Annotated in this window: 21 protein-coding genes; 16 read left to right on the top strand and 5 right to left on the bottom strand. The window is 62.6% G+C overall.

Annotation, left to right across the window (positions count from 1 at the left end):
• Nucleotides 1-17: 17 nt before the first annotated feature.
• Nucleotides 18-668 carry a GntR family transcriptional regulator gene (locus SPO_RS03845; RefSeq protein WP_011046511.1) on the bottom strand — a complete coding sequence of 217 codons (651 nt, stop codon included), beginning with the start codon at nucleotides 666-668 and terminating at the stop codon, nucleotides 18-20.
• Between the two features lie 194 nt (nucleotides 669-862).
• Between SPO_RS03845 and SPO_RS03840 the strand changes: the two genes are divergently transcribed.
• The 11 genes from SPO_RS03840 to SPO_RS03790 all read left to right on the top strand — a co-directional run bounded on the left by SPO_RS03840 (nucleotide 863) and on the right by SPO_RS03790 (nucleotide 9,781).
• The gene (locus tag SPO_RS03840) at nucleotides 863-1,681 is read left to right on the top strand and encodes a cyclase family protein (protein WP_011046510.1); all 819 of its coding nucleotides are present in this window, start codon (nucleotides 863-865) and stop codon (nucleotides 1,679-1,681) included.
• Between the two features lie 3 nt (nucleotides 1,682-1,684).
• Nucleotides 1,685-2,080: a carboxymuconolactone decarboxylase family protein gene (locus SPO_RS03835; RefSeq protein ID WP_011046509.1), complete on the top strand. Its 396-nt coding sequence runs from the start codon at nucleotides 1,685-1,687 to the stop codon at nucleotides 2,078-2,080.
• 142 nt (nucleotides 2,081-2,222) lie between these two features.
• Nucleotides 2,223-2,441 carry a DUF1127 domain-containing protein gene (locus tag SPO_RS03830; RefSeq protein WP_051420314.1) on the top strand — a complete coding sequence of 73 codons (219 nt, stop codon included), beginning with the start codon at nucleotides 2,223-2,225 and terminating at the stop codon, nucleotides 2,439-2,441.
• Between the two features lie 221 nt (nucleotides 2,442-2,662).
• A complete protein-coding gene (gene pcaF / locus SPO_RS03825; RefSeq protein WP_011046507.1) occupies nucleotides 2,663-3,865 on the top strand; it encodes a 3-oxoadipyl-CoA thiolase in 1,203 nt (400 codons plus the stop codon).
• Between the two features lie 15 nt (nucleotides 3,866-3,880).
• A complete protein-coding gene (gene paaA / locus SPO_RS03820; RefSeq protein ID WP_011046506.1) occupies nucleotides 3,881-4,873 on the top strand; it encodes a 1,2-phenylacetyl-CoA epoxidase subunit PaaA in 993 nt (330 codons plus the stop codon).
• A gap of 93 nt (nucleotides 4,874-4,966) precedes the next feature.
• On the top strand, nucleotides 4,967-5,251 hold the full coding sequence (gene paaB, locus SPO_RS03815; protein ID WP_011046505.1) for a 1,2-phenylacetyl-CoA epoxidase subunit PaaB: 285 nt from the start codon (nucleotides 4,967-4,969) through the stop codon (nucleotides 5,249-5,251).
• Nucleotides 5,251-6,012: a 1,2-phenylacetyl-CoA epoxidase subunit PaaC gene (gene paaC / locus SPO_RS03810; protein WP_011046504.1), complete on the top strand. Its 762-nt coding sequence runs from the start codon at nucleotides 5,251-5,253 to the stop codon at nucleotides 6,010-6,012. The genes paaB and paaC overlap by 1 nt, the downstream gene beginning before the upstream one ends.
• Nucleotides 6,013-6,016: 4 nt before the next feature.
• Nucleotides 6,017-6,478: a 1,2-phenylacetyl-CoA epoxidase subunit PaaD gene (gene paaD, locus SPO_RS03805; protein WP_011046503.1), complete on the top strand. Its 462-nt coding sequence runs from the start codon at nucleotides 6,017-6,019 to the stop codon at nucleotides 6,476-6,478.
• Between the two features lie 10 nt (nucleotides 6,479-6,488).
• Nucleotides 6,489-7,562: a 1,2-phenylacetyl-CoA epoxidase subunit PaaE gene (gene paaE, locus SPO_RS03800; RefSeq protein WP_011046502.1), complete on the top strand. Its 1,074-nt coding sequence runs from the start codon at nucleotides 6,489-6,491 to the stop codon at nucleotides 7,560-7,562.
• Between the two features lie 10 nt (nucleotides 7,563-7,572).
• Complete coding sequence (locus tag SPO_RS03795; RefSeq protein ID WP_011046501.1) at nucleotides 7,573-8,331, top strand: Phenylacetic acid catabolic protein; 759 nt, start codon at nucleotides 7,573-7,575, stop codon at nucleotides 8,329-8,331.
• Nucleotides 8,332-8,608: 277 nt separating this feature from the next.
• Nucleotides 8,609-9,781 (top strand): adenylate/guanylate cyclase domain-containing protein, encoded by a 1,173-nt coding sequence (locus tag SPO_RS03790; protein WP_011046500.1) that lies wholly within the window; start codon nucleotides 8,609-8,611, stop codon nucleotides 9,779-9,781.
• Between the two features lie 82 nt (nucleotides 9,782-9,863).
• On the opposite strand, the gene SPO_RS03785 is transcribed toward SPO_RS03790, so the two are convergent.
• Nucleotides 9,864-10,622, bottom strand: a complete 759-nt coding sequence (locus SPO_RS03785; protein ID WP_011046499.1) for a nuclear transport factor 2 family protein — start codon at nucleotides 10,620-10,622, stop codon at nucleotides 9,864-9,866.
• A gap of 720 nt (nucleotides 10,623-11,342) precedes the next feature.
• Here SPO_RS03785 and SPO_RS03780 point away from each other — a divergent pair.
• Both SPO_RS03780 and SPO_RS03775 read left to right on the top strand, forming a co-directional pair.
• Nucleotides 11,343-11,822, top strand: a complete 480-nt coding sequence (locus SPO_RS03780; protein ID WP_044027905.1) for a hypothetical protein — start codon at nucleotides 11,343-11,345, stop codon at nucleotides 11,820-11,822.
• A gap of 61 nt (nucleotides 11,823-11,883) precedes the next feature.
• On the top strand, nucleotides 11,884-12,825 hold the full coding sequence (locus tag SPO_RS03775) for a hypothetical protein (RefSeq protein WP_044027904.1): 942 nt from the start codon (nucleotides 11,884-11,886) through the stop codon (nucleotides 12,823-12,825).
• A 56-nt stretch (nucleotides 12,826-12,881) separates the two neighbouring features.
• Here SPO_RS03775 and SPO_RS03770 read toward each other — a convergent pair whose 3' ends face one another.
• Complete coding sequence (locus SPO_RS03770; protein WP_144083953.1) at nucleotides 12,882-14,684, bottom strand: peroxidase family protein; 1,803 nt, start codon at nucleotides 14,682-14,684, stop codon at nucleotides 12,882-12,884.
• A 242-nt stretch (nucleotides 14,685-14,926) separates the two neighbouring features.
• Here SPO_RS03770 and SPO_RS22125 point away from each other — a divergent pair, with 242 nt between their 5' ends.
• From SPO_RS22125 to SPO_RS22755, 3 genes are read left to right on the top strand one after another with little or no spacing between them, the layout of a single operon-like run.
• Nucleotides 14,927-16,036 carry a vanadium-dependent haloperoxidase gene (locus tag SPO_RS22125; protein WP_144083952.1) on the top strand — a complete coding sequence of 370 codons (1,110 nt, stop codon included), beginning with the start codon at nucleotides 14,927-14,929 and terminating at the stop codon, nucleotides 16,034-16,036.
• 19 nt (nucleotides 16,037-16,055) lie between these two features.
• Nucleotides 16,056-18,212: a hypothetical protein gene (locus SPO_RS03760; RefSeq protein ID WP_044027903.1), complete on the top strand. Its 2,157-nt coding sequence runs from the start codon at nucleotides 16,056-16,058 to the stop codon at nucleotides 18,210-18,212.
• Nucleotides 18,213-19,934 carry a hypothetical protein gene (locus SPO_RS22755; RefSeq protein WP_011046493.1) on the top strand — a complete coding sequence of 574 codons (1,722 nt, stop codon included), beginning with the start codon at nucleotides 18,213-18,215 and terminating at the stop codon, nucleotides 19,932-19,934.
• A 958-nt stretch (nucleotides 19,935-20,892) separates the two neighbouring features.
• Here the strand turns inward: SPO_RS22755 and SPO_RS03750 are convergent.
• Both SPO_RS03750 and paaK read right to left on the bottom strand, forming a co-directional pair.
• Entirely contained in the window at nucleotides 20,893-21,489 is a 597-nt protein-coding gene (locus SPO_RS03750) for a TetR/AcrR family transcriptional regulator (RefSeq protein WP_011046492.1), read from the bottom strand.
• Nucleotides 21,490-21,492: 3 nt separating this feature from the next.
• On the bottom strand, nucleotides 21,493-22,803 hold the full coding sequence (paaK, locus tag SPO_RS03745) for a phenylacetate--CoA ligase PaaK (protein ID WP_011046491.1): 1,311 nt from the start codon (nucleotides 22,801-22,803) through the stop codon (nucleotides 21,493-21,495).
• Nucleotides 22,804-22,813 lie beyond the last annotated feature (10 nt).

The raw sequence follows: 22,813 nt of genomic DNA, 5'->3' as shown, positions 1-22,813 counted from the left end.
GCCGCCGTGCAGCGGGATCACCCCAGCGCGGCCAGCAGGTCCATCACCGTCACCTGATCGAACTGCACATGGCGGATCATCGCCGCCTCGGCCTCTTCGCGCCGCCGATCAAAGATCAGCGTGGCGATCTGACGATGTTCGCGCGCCGAGGCCGGGATCGAGCCGGGATAGCTGTAACGCGCCCGGTAATAGGCCAGCAGCTTGCGGGCATGGGTCTTGATCATCTCGACCAGATAGGGATTGCCCGCGCCCAGCGCGACGGTCTCGTGAAACCTCAGGTTCAGCCGGTAATAGCCGAACGGATCGCCATCGCCCTTGTCGCGGGCATGGGCCTCGCAGGCAGCGACCACCGCCTCCAGCTCGGCCGCCTGCGTGGCATTCATGCGCCGCGCGGCAAGCCCCGCCGCCTGCCCCTCCAGCCGGGCATGCACTTCGAGAATGGCCAAAAACTCTTCCAGCGTCGGTTTGAACACCACCGCGCCCTTGCGCGGCAGGCGCCGGATCAGGCCTTGGGTTTCCAGCTGGATCAGCGCCTCGCGCACAGGGGTGCGCGACACGCCATGCCGCTCGGTCAGCGCGGCCTCTTCCAGCAGATCGCCAGGCCCCAGGCGGCCATGCTCGATATCCTCGAGCACCCCGTTCAAAACCTGTTCGGTCTGTCCCGCCATCGCCTTCACCCTGCCTTGATGTGCCAACCCTAGGACCGGCGCGCGCGGGGTGCAACGCGGGGGTGCACGCAAATGTGACCACCAGCGCGGCCAGCACCAAAGACTTGGCCCGAAACCAAAGTAACTATGCTAGGCTAGGCCCTGGTAACAGGGCGCAGCAGACGCCGGATCACCACCAGACAGGGAGACGACATATGTGTGATATTTGCGTAATGAATGCCGTGAAGGACCGGATGCTCAGCCGCCGGGATCTGTTCCGCACCGGGGCGGTGGTCGCCGCCGGGGCGGCGCTTGGCTCTGTGGCGGCGCCCCCCGCCATGGCCGCCGGCATTGGCGAAGTGCGGGACATGACCCATGTCTATGACGCCGATTTCCCCACCTATTTCGGGGCGCCCGGGATCGAGGCGGTGCAGAACTTCAATTTCAAGGAACACGGGTTCAACCTGTTCACGCTTACGCTGAACGAACATACCGGCACCCATGTGGACGCGCCGCTGCATTTCTCGGCGGATGGCCAGTCGGTGGACGAAATCCCCGTTGGCAACCTGGTCTGCCCGCTCTGCGTCGTGCATATCCATGAAAAGGCGGCGGCAGACGCCGATGCGCAAGTCACGCCCGATGACCTCAAGGCCTGGATCAGCGCCCATGGCCCGATCCCGGATGGGGCCTGCGTGGCGATGCATTCGGGTTGGGCTGGCAAGACCGGCGGCGCCGGCTATCGCAACGCCGATAGCGAAGGCAAGATGCATTTCCCCGGCTTCCATGTCGAGGCAGCGCAGATGCTGATCGAGGAGACCGGCGCGGTGGCGATGGCGGTGGATACGCTGTCGCTCGATCACGGTCCCTCAGCCGATTTCGCCACCCACTACGCCTGGTTGCCGACCAACCGCTATGGCATCGAGAACCTGGCCAATCTCGACAAGGTACCCGCCAGCGGCGCCACCCTGATTGTGGGCGCACCCAATCATCGCGGCGGCTCGGGCGGGCCTGCCCGCATCTTTGCCATGGTCTGATCCATGGCAACTGTCCCTCTGCTGAGTGACGAGGAGGCCAGCGCCCAGGCGCTGGCCGTCTTCGACGACATCCGCGCCACCCGCGGCACCGATTACGTCAACAATTTCTGGCGGGCCCTGGCACATGACCCGGCCCTGCTGCAGGCGACGTGGGAGCGACTCAAGGTGGTGATGGGGCCCGGCACGCTTGACCCGCTGGTCAAGGAGTTGATCTATGTCGCCGTCTCGACCGCCAATGGCTGCGCCTATTGCGTGCATTCCCATACGGCGGCGGCGCGGGCCAAGGGCATGACGCAGGCGCAATATGGCGAGTTGCTGGCCGTGATTGGCATGGCGATGCAGACCAACGGCATGGTGACCGGGATGCAGGTGCCGGTGGACGAGGCCTTCAAGGCCTGAGCGTATCGCCCGCAAAAGAAGGGTTTCCGGCGCAGATTTGCATCTGCCGCACAGCGGCTATGAACTCCGTGACATGGTTTCTCGGGGCTGGCTGGCTTATAGAGCCGACCAGTTCAGTTTGCCCAGATATCGGGATTGCGTCATGGCCCAATCGACCCTTCACTTCCGCTCGCTTGTCACCCTGCCCCATGCATTGGCGGACATTCTGGCGGGCATTTTCGACGCACTGGTCCGCGTCGGCGAGGCAAACGCCAAGATCCGCCAAATCAATGCGCTCTCCGCCCTGAGCGACGCGGAGCTGGCCGAACGCGGCTTGCGGCGCGCGGATATCATCCGGCGCGTGCTGAGCGACCGCGTCTGAGCAACAGGCAACGCGTCCAAATTTTCGCAGAAAATTTGCCCAGAAAATTCGTCGAATTTTCTGGCGCCGTCCGCGGCCCGGGTTTGCACCCCCTTATATGTTACCGAAATTATAATCATGATCACCATCTGTTACATTTAACTTGCCGCGAATCATTTTCCCGCGTATTACCCGACCAATCGGTCACCTAATGGTGATGCAGGAGACGGAGAGAAATACTTATGGACGCCTTCATCTGCGATGCACAGCGCACCCCGATCGGACGCTATGGTGGCGCCCTGAGCCAGGTGCGCACCGACGATCTGGCCGCGGTGCCGCTGGCCGCCCTGGTCGCGCGCAACCCGCAGGTGGACTGGGCCAGCCTTGACGATGTGATCTATGGCGATGCCAATCAGGCCGGTGAAAGCAACCGCAACGTCGCCCGCATGGCCGCGCTGCTGGCCGGGCTTCCGGTCGACGTGCCCGGCACCACGGTGAACCGGCTCTGCGCCAGCGGCATGGATGCGGTCGGCATGGCCGCACGCGCCATCAAGGCCGGCGATTATGACATGGCCATCGCAGGCGGTGTCGAAAGCATGAGCCGGGCGCCCTTCGTGATGCCCAAGGCCACCAGCGCCTTTACCCGCGCCAATGCGGTCTATGACACCACCATCGGCTGGCGCTTCGTCAACAAGAAGATGCACGAGATGTACGGCACCGACTCGATGCCGCAGACCGCCGATAACGTGGCCGAGGATTACGATATCTCGCGCGCCGATCAGGACGCATTTGCCGCCCGCAGCCAGGCCCGCTGGGCCGCCGCCCACGCCGCCGGCGTCTTTGGCGACGAAATCACCCCCGTGACCATCCCGCAGCGCAAGGGCGATGCGATCGTTGTAGATACCGACGAACACCCCCGCCCCGGCACCACTGCCGAGCAGTTGGGCAAGCTCAAGGGCGTGAACGGCCCCGACAAGAGCGTGACCGCTGGCAATGCCTCGGGCGTCAATGACGGTGCCGCCGCGATCCTGATGGCGAGCGAGGCTGCTGCTGTCAAAAACGGCCTTACCCCGATCGCGCGCGTGGTGGGCATGTCGGTCGCCGGTGTCGAGCCGCGGGTGATGGGCATCGGCCCGGTTCCCGCCAGCCGCAAGGTTCTGGCGCGCGCGGGGCTCACCATCGGGCAGATGGATGTGATAGAATTGAACGAGGCCTTCGCTTCGCAGGGTCTGGCGACTCTGCGGGCGCTGGGGGTTGCCGATGATGCGCCGCATGTGAACCCCAACGGCGGCGCCATCGCCATCGGCCACCCGCTGGGAATGTCGGGTGCGCGTCTGGTAATGACCGCCGCCTATCAGTTGAAACGCACCGGCGGGCGCTATGCGCTCTGCACCATGTGCGTCGGAGTTGGACAGGGCGCCGCCCTGATCCTGGAACGTGTGTAAGGGAGGAGAGCCCGAATGTATGCGCAGATGATCAAGACCGCCAGCGATGGTGTGAAATCCCGCGAGGACATGTCCGACGAGGAACGCGCGTTCCAGGACAAGATCGACAATGACATCAAGATCGAGCCCAAGGACTGGATGCCGGACGATTACCGCCGCACCCTGATCCGCCAGATCGGCCAGCACGCCCATTCCGAGGTCGTGGGCCAGCTGCCCGAAGGCAACTGGATCACCCGCGCGCCGACGCTGGAGCGCAAGGCGATCCTCTTGGCCAAGGTGCAGGACGAGGCGGGCCATGGCCTCTACCTCTACTCCGCCGCCGAGACCCTGGGCGAGAGCCGGGACGACCTGATCAACCTGCTGCACGAAGGCCGGATGAAATACTCCTCGATCTTCAACTATCCCACCCTGAACTGGGCCGATATCGGCGCGGTGGGCTGGCTGGTCGACGGCGCCGCGATCATCAACCAGGTGGCGTTGCAGCGGACCTCTTACGGGCCCTACAGCCGCGCGATGATCCGCATCTGCAAGGAAGAGAGCTTTCACGCGCGTCAGGGCTATCACGCGATCATGGCGATGGCCTTCGGCACGCCCGAGCAGAAGAAGATGGCACAGGACGCGGTCAACCGGCTGTGGTTCCCGGCACTGATGATGTTTGGCCCCTCGGACAAGGACTCGATCCATTCGGAACAGTCGATGGCCTGGAAGATCAAGGTCAAGACCAATGACGAGCTGCGCCAGCAGTTCGTGGACCAGACGGTGCCGCAGATCCTGTATCTGGGCCTTGAGCTGCCGGATCCGAACATCACCTGGAACGAGGCGCGCGGCCATTACGATTTCTCGGATCCGGACTGGTCGGAATTTTTCAACGTGATCAAGGGCAACGGCCCCTGCAACACCGACCGCCTGGCGGCCCGCCGCAAGGCCTGGGACGACGGCCAATGGGTGCGCGACGGACTGCTGGCCCATTCCCGCAAGAAAGCGGCCGCCCGCATGGCGGCCGAGTAAGACCGAAGACAAAACGCAAAGCATCGCAGCGCGCGGCTCCGGGGTAATGCCACCGGGTTCTTGCCCCGCGCCCAGTCAGGAGGAGATCGACTGATGAAAAACGAATGGCCCCTGTGGGAAATCTTTATCCGCGGTCAGCACGGCATGAGCCACCGCCATGTCGGCAGCCTGCACGCCCCCGACGCGGCAATGGCGATCAAGAACGCCCGCGACGTCTATACCCGCCGCAACGAAGGTGTCAGCATCTGGGTGGTCGAGGCACAGCATGTCGCCGCCAGCTCGCCCAGTGACAAGGGTCCGCTGTATGAGCCCAGCGAAAGCAAGGTCTATCGTCACCCGACCTTCTTCGACATTCCCGAAGAAGTGGGGGCGATGTAATGACCCGCGACCAAGCTTTCCTGCAATTCCTGCTGCGGATGGGGGACAATACCCTGATCCTGGGCCACCGGGTCAGCGAGTGGTGCGGTCACGCGCCAGTGCTGGAAGAGGATATCGCGCTGGCCAACACGGCGCTGGACCTGATCGGCCAGACGCAGATGTGGCTGGCCCTTGCCAGCGAGGTACAGGGCGAAGGCAAGAGCGCCGATGACCTGGCTTTTCTGCGCGACGCCTGGGATTTCCGCAACGCGCTGCTGGTCGAGGTGCCCAACGGCGATTTCGGCCGTACCCTGATGCGCCAGTTCCTGTTCGACAGCTGGCACAAGCTGATGCTTGAGCGGCTCAAGGGCTCTGCGGACGAACGTGTCGCCGCCATCGCCGAGAAGGCGATGAAAGAGGTCACCTATCACGTCGAGCGCTCGCGTGACACGGTGATCGGTCTGGGGGATGGCACCGAGGAAAGCCATGCGCGCATGCAAGAGGCACTGGATTACCTCTGGCCCTATGTGGGCGAGCTGTTCGAAGGCGACGCGGTCGATGCCGAGATGGTCGCGGCGGGTATCGCCCCCGATCCGGCCAGCCTGCGCGCCGATTACGACGCGATCCTGACCGAGGTGATGAAGGCCGCCACGCTGAGCATCCCGAAATCGGGTTTCGCCCACAAGGGCGGCCGCGACGGGCGCATGCATACCGAGCATCTGGGCCATCTGTTGACCAGCATGCAATGGCTGCAACGCGCCTATCCCGGCGCGCGCTGGTAAGACCATGGACCAGCCGTCGCAACAGCAGGTCTGGGACTGGCTCGATACCGTTCCAGACCCCGAGATCCCGGTGATCTCGGTCGTCGATCTGGGCATCGTGCGCGATGTCGCCTGGGAGGGGGAAACACTGACGGTGACCGTCACCCCCACCTATTCGGGCTGCCCCGCGACCGCGATCATCTCGATGGATATCGAGACCGCACTGCGCAACCGGGGGGTCAAGGATATCCGGATCAAGACCCAGATATCGCCCGCCTGGACCACTGACTGGCTGAGCGAGAAGGGCAAGGTGAAGCTGGAGGAATACGGCATCGCCCCGCCCCGCCCTGCCGGCGGCCCCGAACGCTGTCCGCGCTGCGGCAGCAAGGCGGTCGAAAAGGTGAGCCAGTTCGGCTCGACCCCGTGCAAGGCCCATTGGCGCTGTACCGACTGCCTGGAACCCTTCGACTATTTCAAATGTATCTGAGGAGGACCGGATGGCACGCTTTCACGATCTGGAAGTCACCGACATCCACAAGACGATCCGCGACGCTGTCGTGGTCACGCTGAAACCCGCCAATGGCGCGGCCAGCGAGTTCGATTTCACCCAAGGCCAATACCTGACCTTCCGCCGCGCGTTCGAGGGCGAAGAGCTGCGCCGTTCCTACTCGATCTGTTCGGGCAAGGATGACGGCGTGCTGCAGATCGGGATCAAGCGCGTCGATGGCGGCGCCTTCTCGACCTGGGCCAACGAAGAGCTGAAGGTGGGCGATACGGTTCAGGCCATGCCGCCGATGGGAGGGTTCCACACCCCGCTCGATCCCGGCGCCGAGAAACAGTATCTGGGCTTTGCCGGCGGTTCGGGCATCACCCCGGTGCTGTCGATCATCAAGACCACGCTGGCGCGCGAGCCCCGGTCGCAGTTCACGCTGGTCTACGCCAACAAAGGCGTGAACACGATCATGTTCCGCGAAGAGCTGGAGGATCTGAAGAACCTCTACATGGGCCGGTTCAACGTGCTGCATATCCTGGAGACGGATGCGCAGGAGATCGAACTGTTCACCGGTCTGGTGACCGAAGAGAAATGCGGCCAGCTGTTCGAACACTGGATCGACATCCAGCATGTCGACACCGCCTTTATCTGCGGGCCTGAGCCGATGATGCTGGGCATTGCCGCAGCACTTCGCGCACACGGGCTGAGCGATGCGCAGATCAAGTTCGAACTGTTCGCCAGCGCCCAGCCCGGCCGGGCCAAGCGCAAGGCGGTTTCGAGCGAAGCTGCCAAGGGGGCCAACCAGACCCGCGCCGCCATCACGCTGGACGGCGCCACCCAGAGCTTTGACATGCCCAAGGACCTGTCGATCCTGGATGCAGCCCTGCAAAACAGCCTGGACGCGCCTTTTGCCTGCAAGGCAGGAGTTTGTTCAACATGTCGCTGTAGGGTGCTGGAAGGTGAGGTCGAGATGGTCGCCAACCACGCGCTTGAGGATTACGAGGTCGAGAAGGGCTATGTGCTCAGCTGTCAGGCCTATCCGCTGACCGACACCGTTGTTGTCGACTACGACCAGTGAGGAGAGTGACATGGCCGAAGACATGACGATCGACAGCTACCTCGCCGCTGGCGGGATGCTGACCAATCCAACCAACGTACCGGCGCGCTATCGCGCCGAGCTGATGAAGCTGATGGCCACTTTCGTGGACAGCGAACTGGCCGGTGCGGCGGGGTTTGCGGAAATCATCAACCAGGGACCGGGCATCAAGGAGCGCATCGCCGCCGCCAAGATCGTGCTGGAAAAGACCGACAATGCCGACCGCGTGCTGCGGATCATGGGCGAGTTCGGGGCGGATACCCAGCGCTATGCCACCCATCACCCCTGGACCGCGCGGCTGGAGCGGGACGCCGATATCGGCGCCGCCCGGACCGAGCGGGACATGCGGCTGGCGGTGTTCAACTACCCGATCGAGGGCTGGGCCGACGCGGTGATGATGAACCTGCTGATGGCACGCGCCGTGGTGGTGCAACTGGCCGATTTTACCATGATCTCGTATCAGCCGCTGGCCGAAGCATTCCGCGCCATTGCCCCGATCGAGACCCGCCATGGCGAACTGGCGCTGGAAGGCGCGGCAAAGCTGGTCGAAGACGGCGAGGTCGAAGCACTGCAAGCCTCGGCGGCCTATTGGTGGCCGCGCGTCGCGGCCAGCTTTGGCACCGGCAGCGCGGGTCGGACCGAGGCGCTGCGCGCCATGGGCCTGCGCCGCACCGGCAATGCCGAGATGCGCACCCGCTGGGAGGCCGAGGCCGCCAACCTGCTGGACAGCCTGGGCCTGAAACGCCCCTGAACACCCGCCGGGGCGCCCCGGGCGCCCCGCTCGGCCCCACAAGAGCAACCCGGCTGAGGCCCGACAGGTTTGTGGCCTGCTGGTTTCTCCGTGATTGTGATAGGTCAAGCTTCGGACTGCACCGTGCCGTCTGGCATCGGCCAGCTCAAGCCCGCAGATTTGAGCGCCTGAAGAGTGTCGCCAAAACCTTCCCGGGCACGCTTTTGCTGTTTCCGCTTGATGAGGTGCCAAGTCGGCGAGACTTTGCATCAATCTCACCTTGCGATAGTCAGAGGGTATGGAAGCGGCCGCCGCACTTAACAACTGGATGATGACGACCGGGCGTCGTTCGGGGGATCCGGTCGGGATCGTCTCACATCTCTGCGCGAGCCTGGTCGATGCCGGCGTCCCGCTCTGGCGCGTCAACATCGGCCAACGCTTTGCCAACCCGCTGCTGATCGCCTGGGGCGTGGTCTGGACGCCGGACGGCACCGAAGTCTATGACGTGACTCACGCGCGAATGCTGACCGACGGCTATATCGGCAGCGCCTTTGAATACATCCTTGAAAATCAGCGCCCTCTGCACAAAAGCCTGCGCGGTCTGGACCCGGCACGAGACCATGCCTCGTATCTGGAGTTCGCGGCCGAGGGCGGCACCGACTATTATGCGACCTTGCTTGACTATGGAGACGGGTCGCAACACGGCTGCACCTTTGCGACGCGGGCCGAGGATGGGTTTTCGCCGAAACATCTGGCCCTGATCGAAGCCATAAAGCCGGGGCTGTCCTCGGCGATGGAGCCGATCACCATGCGCAAGTCGACACAAAGCCTTTTGCGCACGTATCTGGGCGATGGCCCCTCCAGCGCGGTCTGGAACGGCGCCATCAAGCGCAGCGAGCGCAGCACGCTTGAGGCGGTCATCATGTTTTCCGATCTTCGCGGGTTCACGGCCTTTTCCGACACCCAAAGCGAGCAAGAGGTTTTCGACGCGCTGGACGGCTATTTCGAAGTGGTCGTGCAATCGGTCGAAGGCAACGGCGGTGATGTGCTCAAGTTTATGGGCGACGGTGTTCTGTCGGTCTTCCCGATCTCTGGCCGCGCGGACAAGGCCGCGCGGTGCCGGCAATCCGCCCTGGCGGCGCAAGCTGTCCTTGCCGGCCTCGCCACGTTGAATGAACACCGTGCCGCCCAGGGCAAGACGAGGCTGGATATCGGTATCGGCCTGAATGCAGGCCAGGTCAGCTATGGCAATATCGGCAGCCAGGGCAGGCTTGACTTCACCGTGCTTGGCGGAGCAGTGAATGTCGCAAGCCGCGTTGAGGGGCTGACCAAGACCATCGGCGCCCCGGTTCTTGCCACGGCTTCGGTGGCGCAGCACGCCCCGGACCTGTTTGCCTCGCACGGTCGGCATGAGGTTCGCGGACTGGTGGACACGGTCGAGATCTTCGGTCTTGTCGAAACCTCCCCGTGAGGCACGGCTTTACGGTCACGCCCCGGCTCAGGCCATACCTACCACCCCGCCCGGTTTCCGTCCGACCGGATCGGGGCAAGCTCTAGAACTTTCCGTTCTCGTTCTTCCACTCATTTCGCGGCGCAATCGCCTCGATCGTGTTCCAGTGTTCGATGATCGTGTCATTTTCCACGCGAAAGAGATCGTAGAAACTGGAATGGACCCCGTCGCGCTCTCCTTCGCACATGCACAGGACAAAGTTGCCCTCTGCCAACACCCGATGAAGCCTTGTGTAGTGGAGGCGCGGCTGACCATTCGTTACGGCCTCCAGCGCCGCGCGATAGGCGGCGCGCCCGTCCGCAATCTCGGGGTCATGCTGGATCAACCCGTCATCGACACAAGACCCCAGAAAATCGAGCTGCCGACCGACAAGAACCCGTTGGGCAAAATCCCGCACCAACGCCCGGTTCGCCTCTGTCCTTTCCAGATCGGTTATCTGCGTCACACCATCCAGCATTCCGCGACCCGAGGGATTTGGCCCCAACATGGGCTGAATGTTGTCCCAATGCTCGACCGCCCTGCCGTTCTCGAAGCGGAACACCTCGAACGCGACCCGAAGGCTGGCGAAATCATACTCGTTATGGGCAAAGGCAAAATCACCATCTTCGAACACGCGCACGAACCGGACACGCGGGTTGGTTTTGGCAAGGCGGGCGAACAGAACGGCCAATCCTTCGCTGCCCTCGTGGGTCTGAGGGTAGTGCTGGATGTATTTCTCTTCGTTGACAACAGCCGCAGCCGCCGGATCACCGGTTTCGATGCCCTTGAGGAGTTTCTGCAGAAGCTCTCGGTTCGATAACATGTGACCCACCTCTGAATGGCAATTGCGCCTGCCGCTGTGGGCATCACAGGGCAAGCGCAAATTGAGCATCATACGGGCCGGATATCAAACGCAGTCCCGGGAACGCCGAGATGCGCTCCCGCTGGGAGGCCGAAGCCGCCAACCTGCTGGACAGCCTGGGCCTGAAACACCCGTGAATTGCCGCCGGGGCGCCCCGGTATGGCACTATCGGGCCGACCGACGAGCCGGTCCCCCCTAACGCCCCCTCGGTTCTGCGAGGATGGTGGCGCCACGCGCGCCGGACGCTTACGTCCTCTATGTCTTTGACTATCCCGACGAGAGCGGACCCGGATACACTACGACTGGATAGCGAATGGCGGAGTAGAGCCCAGCGTGACGGATGCTGCGCTTCGCATGAACGGGTGCGAACCGCGCGTTGCTGTCATCGACCATAGCGAAGACGGCCCAAATCGGCCGATGACGGCCTCCGTGATTGCCGCTACGCACACAACAGCCTCGATCTGGCAAAGCGTATCGGCAACAGCCTCGAAACCGCACGGGCCTTGGCCGTGCTGGCCGAAAGCCTCGGACTTTAAATAATGTGACGCTGAACAGCATGGCGGGGACAGTCACGCGTTTTTCCCTTGTCATTTGCGGTGGACGCACGGGCCATTCACGAGTGTCCCCTACTCCAATTTGTGCCGGATCACACGGCACACATCATTTTGGAGGAACAAGACAATGGCAAACTCAATCAAGTTTCTGCGCACCTTCGCCGAATGGGGTGACCAGGTCCGGCCGTTTGAGCGGAGCGACGATGTTCTGCGGATCCTGCAGGATCTGACGAACGACTTCGGCCAGACTTTTGGCGCATACGTCGGCGGCAAGTTCACCTCTGTCTGGCTGCATGAAGGGGACGCACCGGGCAGCAAGGAAGACCTTGACCTGATTTTCGTCAACCAGAGCGACGGGTTTCTTGACATCGTCCTGCGCCGGGAGGGCGTGCCCGCCGATGGAGGCTTCCTGTCGCCGTCGGCGAGCGTGCAGGTTCTGGATGAAATCGTGGACGGCCTTCGGGTGATCGTCGGCACGGATGAGGCCGGCAACAAGACCAGGTACGAGGCCATCGGCGGACAGTACAATGCGGTCGGACCGGCCGCTACGCTGGCCGTGACCAATCCCGCGCGCGCGCGCAAGCGCCGTGTCCGTACGTCTGCGTGACAGAACTGCAGCCGGGGCGGCATCGGCCCCGGCTGCACCCCAACCGAAAAAGGAAACGACCATGAAGCATATTCATGCCGCGGCACTTTGCGGTGCCCTTTTTCTTGCAGTCGGGTGCGCGCAGCAAGCCCCGCTGAACAGCGCGGCGTTGTCACCGGGCAACCTGGCCAGCGGGATGCCCTATTACCTGCCCAAATCGTTCCTGCGCGTCACATTCGAGCGCGCAAAATTGCTTGACGCGACAATCGTCGTTGAAAATAGACCTGACCTGTCGCGCGCATTTGTGGCCCGGGCCGGCTATTCCGCCTTCAGCAACGATCTATACACGATCGAAACGACCGCGGACGGACTGCTGGCCTCCGTCAAGGTCGATACTGACGAACAATCCGACGAGATCGTGAAAGCGGCGACCTCACGGGTGACGGCGATCCTGTCGGGCGAAGACGCCGAGATTTCTTTGCGCGATGCAAGCACTGATGCGTTCAGCATCATGATCAATCCTTTCGCCAGCGAATATCGCGGTTCGGGCAAATCACTTGGCAACGGGATGACCCTCAGCACCTCCTACGATGCCTCCGTTCTCGAAGGGCCGACCACCCCCTGCCCCGCGGCGGCGGCGGTCTGCGTGCCGCTTCTGGTGCCGGTGACGATCACGATCAAGGACGACAAAGCCAAGTTCGAACACATTGCGACCGTTGCGCACCCCCGCCATGTGATGGGGATCCGGATCGACCGCCGCCCCTGCGTCAGATCGATCGCGACGTTGACTTTCAAAGCCGGGATGATCTCAAAGTTCGATGTCGAGAAACCCAGCGAGGTCGCGGCCTGCCTGTCGATCCCGCTCGATGTGATCTCGGCCATCATTGCGGCACCGGTCAACGCGCTGAGCGGCCGCAGCGCGCGACTGAGGGCTCAGAAGGGCGTTCTCGAACAACAGAAGGCGCTGCTTGAGGCCCAGCAGGCCCTGATCGACGCTCAGATTGCTGCAGCGCAATCAAACTAGGTGTCCAACCCCGCGCGAATTAACGGCGGCCCGGATAAGGGGCCGCCGTTTGCCGTTCACCTAAGATGTCCGCCGAATCGCATCACCGCTTCGATCGAGGACAGGTCGGGCAAGCCGTCCGCCACGAGGTCCGCTGGAGTCCAGCGTGCGCCGCCGGTTCCGGTCTGGTGCCAGTACGACCCCGGATCGGACTGCACCAACCCCAGCAGGGTCTGGGCGACGAGGTTCGTGCCCAACGGGCCGAGCGCCTCTCCGCTGTTGCGTACCTCCGCCTCGCGCAGGACGTAGTACCACAACGGCGTCGCCTCGCTCAGCCCGCCTTGCGACAGGACCTGCGCGATCTCGCCTTCGCCCAGTTCGGCGGTGCCGAGCGGGACCAGGCCCAGTTCGCCCGCGCAGTCCTGTGCCGACGGCAGGTTCAGCATATGCCCACGCCGCAGATTGCGCCGCGCCAGGTGCGCCATGATCGTGCCCGCGGTGCCGCCGGGCAGCGCGCCCAGCTCCAGCGCCAGATGCGTGTCGATCTTGCGGGCGAACTCGGTCGGCGTCGCCCCGGCCCCGGCAAAGATCAGCCGTTGCCAGTCCGCCCCCCAGTTGCCGGGCAGACGATCGACCGGGAAGCCGTTCATCTCGCCGCCGCCGGTGAAGGCGAAAAGCAACTGAGAACCCGCCTCAGGCAGGGTTGGATCATGGGTCGTTTTGGTCCCGAAGAACGTGTTCCAGTCATAGGCGTCACGCACCATCGAATGGCCGAAACGAAACGCGGCGGCGGAAAACTCGATCGGCAAGGGCAGCTTGCCATCGGTGCATCCGCTGTTGGCCAGGAAGTTCTGGTAAAGCCCGGGACCGGCGGCCAGAATGTCGTCCAGAATGTCTTCCTGGCAGATCTTGCGCAGGTATTCGTTGACCACCAGCCATTGGTAGATCCAGCGCGTGCGATCCCGCGCCCAGTCGAAGGCTTTCGACGCTTTGACATGCCCGGGCCGGTTCTGGACCAGCCGGTTGTGCAAGCGCAGGAACACCAGATGAAACTGGGCGATGATCAGGTTTTCGTCGTTGCGGGCATCACCGATGATCGCCCGCGTGGGATTGAGGGTTTTGCCATCCTTGCGGGTGAACATCTTCCTCATGCCGTCGGACAGGCCCAGGATCTCGTCTTCTGTGACCAACTTGTCCCGCTCCAACGCCCCCAGACGCAGCAGATCCCCAGCCCGGTCAGTTGTCGGAAAAGGAACCGCAGAGTCGGGAGTGTCTTCGGAATAGACGTCGATCCGCATCTGACCTCGAAAGGTCTTTGACCGCATGGCTGAAACCAGCTTGTCCAGAAAAGCCTTGTCGGCCGGGTTCTGCGGAACACCGTCGGGCAGCCCCCCGTAAAGGCTGTCGAGGTCCAACCGACCCGACCGCATATTCTGCTTTTCGGTGCGCACCGCTTCGCGCGAACGCGGGGCCAGATCAGGCGCGTCGATCATCTCGTTCGCGCCGTCGCGGTCGGTTCCGGCCGTGATGTCGTGGTCGATGAACTGGCCGAAGTAAGTCAGGACCGGCGCAAGGGCCGAATTCGCACCAGCGACAGGATCCCGTTTGACCATGGCCAACCCCAGCGCATCAAGCGCCTTCACTCTCGCGGGATCGGCGACCTGAACAGGTGCATCGGGAAAGAAATAGTCGAAGGACCGGCACGCGGACATTGTTGAACGGTAGATGTTTCCGTAAGGGCCGGCGGGGCCTCCGTGGTCGGGCTGACAGTACATATCAAAACTCTCCTCTGTTGGACATGTCACACCCCTAAGACTGGCCACTTCACGCAAAGGCTGAAGAAATTCCGCGGTATCGTGCGGTGAATTCGGAATCACCACGGCGGCTGTTCGCGTTCAGCCCTCTGTCTGGTCAATTCAAAAAATACTTTTCAAACATAGGTTTGGCACCCCGCGCAGGATACCCGGGGCATTCCTGGCCCGATTCACGCGGGAATTGCGGAAGAATTGCGATAGGATGGAACATCGATGTCATGCCCGGTGCAGGGTGGCCATGTCGCACGTGCAAGTTGAAAAAGAAATGCGCGCCGCGCGACGGCGCGCCGAAGAGGAAGGAGAGACAAATGGCATTGATTGGCGGCACCCACGGTGGAACCCATGGTGGCACTCATGGCGGAACACACGGCGGCACTCATGGTGGAACACACGGGGGGACCCACGGCGGCACTCACGCAGGCGGCGGCACGTCGCCGCTTGTTTCCTCGGCTTTGATGGTTCAGCAGGACGCTATCACCGGCTTCTGGGATGTGGAAGGCACCGACCTGAACGCGCCGAATTGCAACGGCGTCGGCGATGACTTGAAATACCTCTCCGACCTGCGGCGCCAGCAAATCCTGACGGGCGAGCTCTTGTCGAACTTCAGGGTCGAGGCAGACGGCGGTAACGGGGCCAGGGTCGAGCTGTGCGGAGAACCGGTCGCCACGCTGAAGATCCCGACCTACGCTGCGGGCAACGGTCTGCGCCCGCAGATGCAGTTGCTGCGCGGCTACTCGGACCTGCGGGCGGACCGGATCCCGGAAATCTACCGCCAAATGGACGACATCATCTCGTTCTTCGAGGCCGCGCATCACATGAACCTGAACCGCCGCGAAGCAACGCTGCACGTCCTGTCAGCCGTTCATTCGGTGGTGATCAGCCTTTCGATGCAGGCCAAGCACCACACCTGGATGCCCCGGCCTTCGGAATACGCGGCCCAGGTCCAGCCCATCATCCCGACGCCTGACCATTCCAGCTATCCATCCGGCCACGCAACCGAAGCCTTTGCGCTGGCGACCGTGCTGCACAGGCTGATGACGGGGCAGAAACTCGGCCAGGCGATGACAGAACCCGACCTGCCCATGGTCTTCCGCATCGCCCATCGCATCGCGGTCAACCGCACGGTTGCCGGTGTCCACTTCCCGGTGGATTCAGCGGCAGGCGCATGCCTTGGCGCTGCCTTGGGCGAAGCGATCTGCGACATGGCCGCGGCAGGGCACGGCACGGCGCTGACGCCGGGGGCCCTGGAATTTGAACCTGACGCGGCAGCGACATCGGACTTTGCCCCCGAGCGGGACTTCGACCTCGTCTGGATCAAGGCCAGCCTGCATCCGACCCCTGCCTCCGATGAGGTAGAAAACCCCCGCATCAAGCTCTTTGCGGCGCTCTGGGCCGATGCCGTGGACGAATGGGCCTGACGGGCCTGGAGGGATTGCAATGACATACACATGGACAAATTGGGACAAGCCCAAAGACGATATCGACCCCTACATTCACTGGGCAACGGTCGGCCCCGGCGAAGACCAGATCAAGCGCGAGGATGAAAGCGATCTGCGGGACGGTGACAATGTTCTGAAGTTCATCCCGCAGCGTTTCCTACCAGACGATACCTGGTATCACTTCAAGCACCTCGATCAGATCGTGGTGCCCACGCTCGCCCTGAACCCGGACGGCGATGTCGGCGTCAAGCAACCCGAGCAAGCGAACCTGCCGTCGGGCGAGGACGGCACGCTGTCGACTGTGATCGACCCCAAGACCATCATCGCCGGGGTCATCGACGTCGGCATGCCGCTGGGCCACCGGCGGCTGCGCTTCGCCGATGGCAAGACGCGCATCCTGTCCGCCTGGCAGATGATCGGCAACTGGAGTCTCAATCCGGCGCGGTTCCCCGACGTCCCCTTCGGCTGCGCGTTCTATGAACACGAGATCAACGAACACTTGCAGGACTTCAGCGGCGGCACGTTCAAGGGGCGGCTGGACGAAGAGGCGTTTCACAAGCGGCTGGGCGCGCTGAACCTGTCGCAGGTCAGCCGCCAGACCTCGCTGGCGCAGCGCGCCTCTCACGGGGCGCATGTGCTCGACATGGTGGCGGGCGCTGACCCCGGCGCCACTGACAACTTCGATGAACGGGTCCGCATTATCGCCGTCAACGCCCCGTCCAGTGCGGTTTTCGGCGCCTCGGGGACCTATCTGGACAGCTACATGCTGCACGCGATCCAGCACGTGGCGGATGTGGCGGACGGCATCTGGAAAAAGATGAAGGACGCAGGGGCGGACGTGCCCGAAGGCGGCTTTCCCATCGTGATCAACCTGTCGTTCGGCAAACACGCGGGGTACAAGGACATCCACGACCGCTTCGCCGCCGCGCTCGACCAGTTTCAAGACATCCGCGTGAAAAAACAGAGGAAGGCGCGGATCGGCATCGTCATGCCGACGGGCAACGACAACCTTGCCCGCTGCAACGCCTTTCTCGAACCGATGCGGGGACAGCCCAAAGCGCTCAACTGGCGCGTCTTGCCGCAGGACCAGTCCTCGAACTTCACCGAAGTCTGGTTTGAACAGGTAGATCGGCAAAAGGACGAACTGACGCCCGCAATCCGCCTTTCGTTCAACGCGCCCGGCGCGACGGTCCCGACCCCGCAACCACCGAAGCTCACGAAAGGCGAAACGCAATTCTGCGCCCTGCAACGTGACGGTGTGACGGTTGCCCACCTCTATGTGGCCTGGGCCGTCCCCGAAGACCATGTGAGGGAAGGCAAGATACGTCGCACCGAACGCAACCGGTTCCGCTATATCCTCTGCGTGGCCCCAACCTACCGGCTTGATGGCGACCCGTCGGTCGCCGACAGCGGCGTCTGGCGGATTTCCTTGCAGACGCGTCGCCGGGAAGGCCACTTCGTCACCCTGTCTATACAGACCGACCAGGGCCTGACGCCAAACAGGGTCATCAACCTGCGCAGCTACTTCGACGATCCGGGTTACGTCACCAATGACAGCGACGGGCGCCCGCTCGAAAGCTACAGCTACCCCAGAAATGCGGACGGCGTCTACATCAACAACGATATCCTCGCTGTTACCCCCGTGCGCAGGCACGGCACCATGAACGCCTCGGCAGCGCACAAGGGGGCCGCGCGGGTTGGTGGATACCGGGCCAGCGATGGCAGGCCGTCCTTCTACTCCTCCACCGGTCGGGGGCGGCGGGACGGGAAGGATGCAGGCACGACGCTCCCGCGCCCCCAGGGCACGAAAACCAAGCGCGCGCCCACGGCCGCCTTCCCGACGGACGACGGCCCGGCCCATGGCGGCATCCTGTCGGCCGGATCGACCGATGGCTCGCAGGTGGTGATGCGTGGAACCAGCTTTGCAGCCTCCCAGGCCAGCCGCCGCCTGATCTGTGCGATCAACGACGGCACGGCCCAGACCACGGCAAGCGAGACCCTGTGGCTGATCGCGCGAAGCTCGGAGCTCAACAGGCACGTGCCAGAGATCCTCGGCTACGACACGGAACTGATCGAAGTGATCGGTGCCGGGCGCATTCCCTCGCCCCGGACGGCGGGCCAAAGACGGGTGCGCCTTGGGCCATTCGACACTTAGATGTTGACGCAAGGTAACTTTGACGTGCTTCCTGTCGGGGATGGTGCCAAACGGGCTCAAACGGTGCAGCCAACGGTGAAGCTCAGAATCGAAACGATCGGCGTTCCCCGCATCTCGGATGAGAACGGCAGGAACCTGACCCCGGTCGGCAGTCGGAACCGGGTCATTCCGGTCATCCTTGCGCTGTCGCCCCGAATGACCGTCGGGCGGCGCTGGCTAGAAGCGCTCTTGTGGTCGGACCGAGGCCCCGATCAGGCGTCAGGCAGTCTGCGGCAGGCGCTTTCATCCATCCGTCGGCAGCTTGGCGATGCCAGAGACATCCTGTGCGCAAACCGAACCGACATCTGGATGACTTCGAAGGATGTGACAATCGACCTCCTTGATGACCAGCAAGGCGTTTTGCAGCGCCTGCGAGCTGGAAGGGATTTCCTGGAAGGCATCGACATTCTCTCAGAAGGTTTCGAAGACTGGCTGAGACAGGAACGCGCCAGCCTGCTTCAGATGGCAGAAGTAGAACTGCCTGCGAGGGCTCTGCCTGCACGGCTCCACGCTACCGAGGCGGAACGCCCCCTGTCCTGGACGCAGGAGCCCCCGAGGTTCTTCCTCGATCAAGACCTGGGGTTGGAGTCGGACAAACTGGAACGCTTTCTGACCGATGCGATCAGCACCCAGCTAACCCAGACAGTTAAAAGCCACTTTCGTGCTGATGTGCGCGCCCTGGACGGCACGTTGACACCCGTGATCGTGACACCCGGTGCCCGCTTTGCAATCCGGGTGACCCGGATCAACAAGGCGTTTGCCGTCCTCGCGCGCATGACGGAGGAACCGGCGGGAAGGCTGTTCTGGTCGCGCCAACTCTTCATCGACAGCCGCGAAACCGAAAGCATGATGGACACCGCGGCAGCCTTGGCAACCGAAGCGAGCGAGGCAATGGGCGCGCGCAGTTTTGTCGCGTCACCGGCCCAGCAAGCCAATGTCCTGGCGGCCGAGGCGCTGGCGGACGTCTTCAGCTTCGATCCCGACCGGTTGCGCAAGGCCATCCGGACATTGGGGCGCGCTAACGACATTGATCCACACGCCCCACGCCCGGCGCTCAAGGCGCTGGCGCTTGCCTTCCTCGCGCTCGAAACCCGCAACACGGACCGCGATCATCTGATTGGCGAGGTGACCGACCTGATCCGGCAAAGCCGGGCGCTCGACTCCAGGAATGCGCTGGCGCTGTCTTTTCTTGCCGATGTTCAGGATCTGGTATTCGAGGATCCGCAAACGGCCCTGTCCTACGCAAAAAGTGCGCTGCGCAGCAATCCGGGAATTGGCTATGCATATGCAAGCCTCGGTGCGCTGGAACTGCGGCGCGGGGCCGCCGAGGCAGCGTTGATCGCCGCCAGCAGAGCACAACGGCAACTGGCCAACAGTTCTCTCGAAGTCTTCTCGCTGATGCGGCTGTGCGTGGCCAATCTGACAGCCAAAGACTTCGATGCCGCCGAACAGGCGGCGCAACGGGCCGCTGAGCTTGCGCCGACCTCGCAGCCGCCGCTGCGTCATCTCTATGCGCTGCGGCTTCGGCGCAAGGACTATGCCGCCGCCCGCCAGACGCTCAGGGCGCTGCGGCGGTTGGACCCCCTGTTCTCGATGCAATATCTGCGCGAGAACCCCGAATTCCCAGCAGCGACGATCCGCACAATGCAACTTCACAAGCTGATGGATGTGGAACTCGGATAACCGGGTTGCCCGATCTGACGTTGCAAAGCGTTTCGACTTGAACCTGAGTCGCAGATCAGTAGTCCCGCTATTCCCGTAAATGATAACTCTTTATCCGAAATTGAAATACTCATGCCGAAGTTTTCTTCGATCAGTTGGAATGACGTTTTGGAGCTTGGATATCGTCCAAGCCTTTTTCACTTTGGGAAGTGGCTTCATCACGTTTCTGAGGACTGAGAAACAGGAGCCGCGGTTGACCAGCTCTGGCAGGCAATGTCAAAATTATTTCCCAGTACAAAGTACAGTGCGATGAAAGCTATTGGCACAGAGATTCCCTCTCCAGTTGGTGTTAATCCTGCAGCAGTCGCGGCATCGGTTCATGAAACTCGGCAGGTCTCAAATTTTCACAGTGATCATGGTGCCAAGATAATTCTTTATGATGTTTGGTGACGTTCGAACGAACTGAAAAGACCAAGCTTTCGTCGCCAGATAGTAAAGAAGATGGGCCTTGGAAGCGTTTCATACCTGCCATCGACGCATTTTCTGGGTCATTCTCTGCTCTCTTTGATCGTTTGCTAACGAATACCTTTTGAATGCATCTGTCGGCCTGACTTCGATGGCGCCACGGTCTTAAGTCGCAGAACAATGAGTTCAACATTCTCCATCCCTCATTTCGGTTATCTTGGCACCACCCGTAAGGCCTAACCAAAAGTTCACTTACGCATTGAGACAGAGATGCGTTCGCCCGCCCCGCCGAGGTCGGCATTCCACCCGTCATGGTTTTCGCTGAGGTGGCAAACCACGCATAGCGTCCATTCAGGTGCGGAAATCGAAGGGCGGCCCCGTCCGCACAGCGAATTTTCAAAGCGAGAAACACCGTGTTGCGCATCAAACCAAGCCGGAGTTTCTTGCTCCTCGCGCCCCGGAGGGCGCAAACGCGCATGTTAAGAACGGTACGGAGCGCGTCTCTTTCCCGTGATCAGAGTCCTTTTAGCCCGTGCAGCGTCAGGTCGCTGACCATGCGGGCATATTCCTCGCGCGCGGCGGTGTCGGCGCCGGAATTCCACATGTAATACCAGTTCAGCATGCCAAAGACCGACATGGTGGCGCCCCGCAGCTTGCCCGGGTTGCCGGCAAAGGTCTCGGGCGCGATGCCGTTCAGGATATTGCTGAGAAACCCGATCATGTCGCGCTGGTAGCCGCGCAGCTGTTTCTGCTGCTCGTCCGGCAGGGCCGACATGCCACTGGTCTGCACGCGGTGTTCGTCATCCACGCCCTGATAGGCCAGCAGGATTTCCCGCACCACGGTATGCAGCCGCTCGGGCCCGCTCAGCCCGGCGATATCGATGCCGCAGATGCGGTCGCGCAGCTCGTGCAGATAGGTTTCTAGGATGTCGAACAGGATCGCATCCTTGCTGTCGTAATAGTGATAGATATTGGCCTTTGATATCCCGCATTCGCGCGCGAGCTGGGTCATCGAGGCGCGGTCGAAACCCTCGCGCGCGAAGACGCGCGCCGCAGACTTCAAGATCTGGGCGCGCTTCTGATCGTGGTCCTTCGCAATCGTTCTGGCCAAACCCTACTCCTTGTCGCGGTTGTCGACGACGCGCTTGGCCTTGCCCTGGCTGCGTTCGACATCTCCGGGGTTGCCTACAACAATCTCGGTCGAAACGCCAACGATGTCCTTGATCCGCTTTGTCAGCATCCGCGCGGCGGCGGTCTTGCTGAGTTCATCGGTCATGGTCGGCAGCGCCTCGACAAAGACGCGCATCGCGTCCATCCGGCCGGCCTTGTAGAGCTCGATCTGGTAATGCGGCGCAAGGCCGCCCGTGGCCATCACCTGTTCCTCGACCTGGCTGGGGAAGACATTGACGCCCCGCAGGATGATCATGTCGTCGCTGCGCCCGGTGATCTTTTCCATCCGCCGCATGCTGCGCGCGGTGCCCGGCAACAGCCGGGTCAGGTCGCGGGTGCGATAGCGCACCATCGGCAGGCCTTCCTTGGTGAGCGTGGTGAACACCAGTTCGCCCATCTCGCCATCGGGCAGCACCTCGCCGGTGGCCGGGTCGATGATTTCGGGCAGGAAGTGATCCTCCCAGATGACCGGACCATCCTTGGTCTCGACGCATTCATTGGCCACACCCGGCCCCATGATCTCGGAAAGGCCGTAGATATCGACCGCATGCATGTCGAACGCCTCCTCGACCTCGCGCCGCATGGCATCGGTCCAGGGTTCGGCGCCGAACACACCGACCTGGAGCGAGCTTTCACGCGGGTCCATGCCGACCTTGTGATACTGTTCCAGAATGTTGAGCATATAGGACGGGGTCACCATGATGCCGGTGGGTTTGAAATCGGTGATCAGGCCCACCTGTTTCTCGGTCTGGCCGCCCGACATCGGCACCACGGTGGCGCCCAGCCGCTCGATCCCGTAATGGGCGCCCAGGCCCCCGGTGAACAGGCCATAGCCATAGGCGTTGTGGATCATGTCGCCCTTGCGCAGACCCGCCGCGCGCAATGAGCGCGCCACCAGATCGGCCCAGTTCGAAATGTCATTGGCGGTGTAACCTACCACCGTCGGCTTGCCCGTGGTGCCCGAGGAGGCATGCAGGCGAATGATCTGTTCGCGCGGCACGGCAAAGAGGCCGAACGGATAGTTGTCGCGCAGGTCGTTCTTGTAGGTGAACGGGAACTTGGCCAGATCGGCCAGCGTTTGCAGGTCGTCGGGGTGCACGCCTGCCTCGTCGAACCGCTTCTTGTACATCGGCACGTTGTCATAGGCATGGCGCAGCGACCATTTCAGGCGGTCCAGCTGCAACGCGCGGATCTCGTCGATCGAGGCGATCTCGATCGGATCCAGGTCTTCTTTCTTGGGGCTCAGGTCCTTCATGACGTCCTCC

Origin of the sequence: Ruegeria pomeroyi DSS-3 (genome assembly GCF_000011965.2) — a bacterium.
GTDB lineage: Bacteria > Pseudomonadota > Alphaproteobacteria > Rhodobacterales > Rhodobacteraceae > Ruegeria_B > Ruegeria_B pomeroyi.
This window is presented reverse-complemented; position numbering and strand designations above follow the sequence as displayed.